The organism is Bacteroidota bacterium (assembly GCA_036522515.1).
In the GTDB taxonomy this organism is placed as follows: domain Bacteria; phylum Bacteroidota; class Ignavibacteria; order UBA10030; family SZUA-254; genus VBOC01.
This window is the reverse complement of the sequence record DATDFQ010000060.1, coordinates 1-4,309: the sequence shown is the minus strand read 5'-3', so window position 1 is coordinate 4,309 and position 4,309 is coordinate 1. Positions and strand designations below refer to the sequence as shown.

Sequence of the window (4,309 nt, the reverse complement as noted above, 5' to 3'; positions counted from 1 at the left end):
AAACAGAACTCCGTATCAAGCGGGCACCCGTGGCCGTGGATTTTGAAAAGCTGTTCCTGCAGAGGGATTCGACGGAGGATATCATCCTTCAGGCAGAAGACCAGATATTCATCCCGTCTCGACAGAAAACCGTCTATGTCTTCGGGCAGGTTGTCATCCCCGGCCACATCGTTTACGTACGCGGCAGGGATCCGAAGTATTACATCGAAAAGGCCGGTGGATATACCAGCCGGGCGAACTCGGGAAGCTTGAAGGTCATCAAGGCCAAGACGAAGCAATGGCTCGAACCGGGTTCGACGACCATTGAAGAAGGAGACTATCTATGGGTTCCTCAGGAGCCCGACAGACCTTTTTCGTATTACATGACGATCGCAAGCCAGTCGGCTGCTGTCCTGAGCGTAATAATCGGAATTGCGTTCATTGTCCAGCAGTCGAACAAGTAGGGATGAGCTGAATGGAAGACTATCGGGCAGAAATAGAAAAGAAGACTGCTGAATATACCCCGATCCCGGGAAGCAACGAAACGGCCAAGCCCCTGGGAGAGTCAATCCTCGATTTCGTTTCCGTCCTCGTGCGGTGGAGAAAATTCATCGCCGTCTTTGTGTTCGGGACCACGGTTCTCGTAACCATCGTCGCGCTCCTGCTTCCGAAATGGTATAAGGCAACCGCGTCGGTATTCCCCGCCGAGCAGACGGACCTCTTCTCCGGGCTTCAAGGGGTCTCGTCTCTGGTGAAGTCGTTCAGTCCGGTGGGAAGACTCTCCTCCCTCACCGGACCAACCGAGGCGGAGCGGTACACGGCCATATTGAAAAGCGAGAACGCTCTGACGCGAGTGATCGACAAATTTGATCTGACGAAGGTATACGACATCACGAACTACCCTCATGAGAAGACGATGAAGGAGCTCCTGTCCAACGTCGATCTTGTGATCGCGGACGAGGGGAACCTTGAGGTCTCCGTCTACGACATGGACCCCGCTCGGTCCGCGGCGATGGCGAACTATTTCGTGGATATCCTGAACGATATTAACGCTCAGCTCCATGTCCAGAACGCGAAAGGGAACAGGGAGTTTGTCGAGCAGAGATTCGATCAAAACCAGGCTGACTTGCGGAAGGCGGAGGACGCTTTGAAGACGTTCCAGCTCGAACACGGCGTCATCGCGATGCCGGAACAGACGGAAGCGTCCGTGAAAGCGGGAGCTGAACTGTATGCGTTGTTGGCGATGAAAGAAATCGAATTGGCGGGAATGAAGCGGAGTCTCTCGGACGCTCACCCCAGCATCGCCCAGAAGCAGATTGAGATTGATGCGATCAAGAGCAAGCTCAAGGAATTGAGCGTCGGATCGGGGGGGGCTCCCGACGAGATGAAAATCCTCGTGCCGTTCCGGCAGACACCCGAACTTGCATCAGGGTATGTCCGGCTTTATCGCGAGGTGGAAATCCAGAACAAGATTTTGCAGTTCCTCACCCCTCTGTACGAACAGTCTAAAGTTGAGGAAAAGAGGAGCACCCCCTCGGTGGTTGTGCTGGATCGCGCGACAGTCCCGGAGCGTAAGTCGAAGCCGAAAGTCTCTCTGTACGCCCTGCTTGCCTTCGTCATTTCCACGATGATTTCTCTCGCCATCATCTTCACCGCTGAGGGGGTCGAACGACTACGGCGAGCCTACCCCGAGCGATTCAACACGCTTCTGGAGACCGCCTGGTCGGACAAGTTCGGGCTGTTCTGGAAACGCGGGAACAGATCGCGATGAGCGCGGCGTGGCGCTCTTAGAAGCTGAAGCTCGTGACATTCCCCCGATCCAGCAATGGACATATCGCCCTCAATAGCGTTCTGAATTTCGGCGGGCTCCTTGTCCCCCTCGTCGTCGGAGTGGTCTCCATCCCGTACGTAGTGAAGGGGCTGGGCGTCGATAGCTTCGGGATCCTCTCCCTCTGCTGGATGCTCCTCGGCTACTTTACCCTGTTTGATCTCGGCCTTGGGCGGGCAACCACCAAATTCATCGCCCGGGAACTGCAGAACGGATCGACCGACAGGGTTCGGGGTCTGTTCTGGACCTCCTTCTGGATGAACTTGATCCTCGGTCTCGTTGGATCGGTCATCATCGCAGGGTTGGCGCCCGTGCTTTCGCACAGCGTGTTTCGAATCCCGCAGAACCTTGTGGAGGTAGCCGGAGACTCGTTCCTTCTTCTGGCTTTTTCCTGCCCGGCGATACTTATCACTACGGCATTTCGAGGAGCGTTGGAGGCAGCCCAGCGCTTCGAGTATGTAAATGCGGTGGCAGTCGTCTCAAGCTCCTTGACATTTCTGCTTCCCGTCGCCGGTTTGCTGATGGGGTTCGGAGTGCGCGGGATTGTCATCCTTCTGATGATTTCCAAGATTTGCAGCGGCATGGCCTACCTGCTCCTTTGCTTCAAGGTGTTTCCGGTTCTCAAGAAGGGAGTTTCGCCGGACCTGGAGGATATTCGCCGGATGCTCCCGTATGGCGGATGGATCAGCGTGAGCAATCTTGTGCAACCTGTCCTGGCCTATCTCGATCGTTTTCTGATCGGTGCCACGATTTCCATCGCCGCAGTCTCCTATTACTCGGCTCCCTTCGAAATGGTCACGAGGATATCAATCCTTCCTGCCAGCCTGGCGATGACGCTCTTCCCCTCTTTTAGCGGCGTCGATTCCGGCGCGAGCGAAGAGATTGCGAATCTTTATTCGCGGTCGGTAAAATTTCTTCTCATTCTGCTTGCTCCCCTGGTCGTACTCCTGATCGTCTTTGCCCGCGAGATTCTTCGACTTTGGCTGGGCGTTGAATTCGCCGAGATCAGCGTTGTTGTGATGCAGGTCCTCGCTGCGGGCGTCTTCTTAAATTCCCTGGCTCAAATCCCCACCGTTCTGATTCTGGGATTGGGGCGCCCGGATATACCGGCGAAGTTCCATCTCCTCGAGTTGCTCCTGTATGTGCCGCTGGTTTGGATCCTGGTCAGAAATTTCGGAATCGCCGGCGGTGCCGTCGCATGGAGCATCCGCGTTGCGATCGACACCCTTCTCCTGTTTGTCGCCTCCGGCAAATTCGTGAGTGTCAGATCCTTTCTCGGGCACGGCCTTAAGCGGGGCATTTCGGTGGTGGTGATCCTCGTCAGCGCGATGCTCCTCTCTCTCGTTCTCCCTGTGGGCCTGGCCGTGAAGCTTCCCACGGTTGCGGCGATCGTGGTGGCATTTGGCATCGTATCCTGGCGGTTTGTTCTGGATCCTGCCGAGAGAGACCTGGTTACCTCCACGGCCCGTTCCCTGGCAGCCCGGGCCGGAGGGGCGAGCTCGTGACTGAGGCCGGATTCAGGCGTGGGCATGGATCGGATCGCAACGAGGTCGCCGGGCCCGAAATACCCCCACCCTCGCATACCTGACGCGTCGGGCATGCCTGATCAGAAAATAAAGCTCCTGCTCGTCGAGCCGGTCAGCGATCTGGGAGGTGTGTCGCAGTTTCTGCTTTCTCTTATTCGCGGGTTGCCGCGTGAACGATTCGATATTCACCTTGCCGCGTCCGGGCCGGGACCTTTATTTCAGATTCTGACCCGGGAGGGTGTCTCTGTCCACCCCTCGAGAATCGATTATTCAATCCTGACGTTTCTTTCGGCATTGCGATCCTTCAGAACATATCTCAAGCGGGAATCTTTCGATCTGATTCACGCGCACACTCTCAAGGCGGCGTTTCTCTCTGTCCTGGCGAATAAGAATCTCCCCGCGAGAGTAATCTATACGGGTCACGGTCTGAGGTTCACCCAGAAGCGGGGAAGTCCCTCGAAAGCCATGTTCTTCATTCTTGAGCGGTTGATATGTGGTTCATCCGATTTTGTCACGGTGCTCAGCAAGACCGAGTACGAAGCCGGGCTTTCCAAGGGACTGCTGCATCCCCCGAAGGCAAGAACCATCCCAATGTCGATCGATACGCAACGATTTGCAGCCGTTTCCCCCGCCGAATTACGGCTTCCGAAAAAACAATACGATTTGCCGGAAGATGCTTTCGTTGTGGGAATGGTCGGAAGGCTCTCTTCCCAGAAGGATCCCGAGACGTTCGTGAGGGTGGCGGCAATAGTGAGCGCTCGATTGAACCAGGCTCGGTTCTTGTGGGTGGGCGACGGCGACCTGCGAACAAAAATTGTCCGAATGGCCGACACCTGCGGCGTAGCCGCAAACCTCAGGATTGCCGGCAACCAGGAAGCGGCCGAGATTCCGAAATTTCTCTCGATGATGGATGCGTTCCTTTTCACTTCCCGCTATGAAGGGCTCCCGATCGCGTTATTGGAAGCGATGGCAGCGA

The 4,309-nt window shown here is 56.0% G+C and carries 4 protein-coding genes; all 4 read left to right on the top strand.

Features of this window, described 5'->3' with window-relative positions; translation table 11 throughout:
* On the top strand, window positions 1–443 hold a 443-nt coding region (locus VI215_13095), incomplete at its 5' end, for a hypothetical protein (GenBank protein HEY6193253.1).
* 11 nt (window positions 444–454) lie between these two features.
* Window positions 455–1,750, top strand: coding sequence for a GNVR domain-containing protein (locus VI215_13090; GenBank protein HEY6193252.1), 1,296 nt, complete (start codon window positions 455–457; stop codon window positions 1,748–1,750).
* Window positions 1,751–1,782: 32 nt separating this feature from the next.
* Window positions 1,783–3,312, top strand: coding sequence for a flippase (locus VI215_13085; GenBank protein HEY6193251.1), 1,530 nt, complete (start codon window positions 1,783–1,785; stop codon window positions 3,310–3,312).
* A gap of 93 nt (window positions 3,313–3,405) precedes the next feature.
* Window positions 3,406–4,309: glycosyltransferase (locus VI215_13080; protein ID HEY6193250.1), on the top strand; the 904-nt coding region annotated here is incomplete at its 3' end.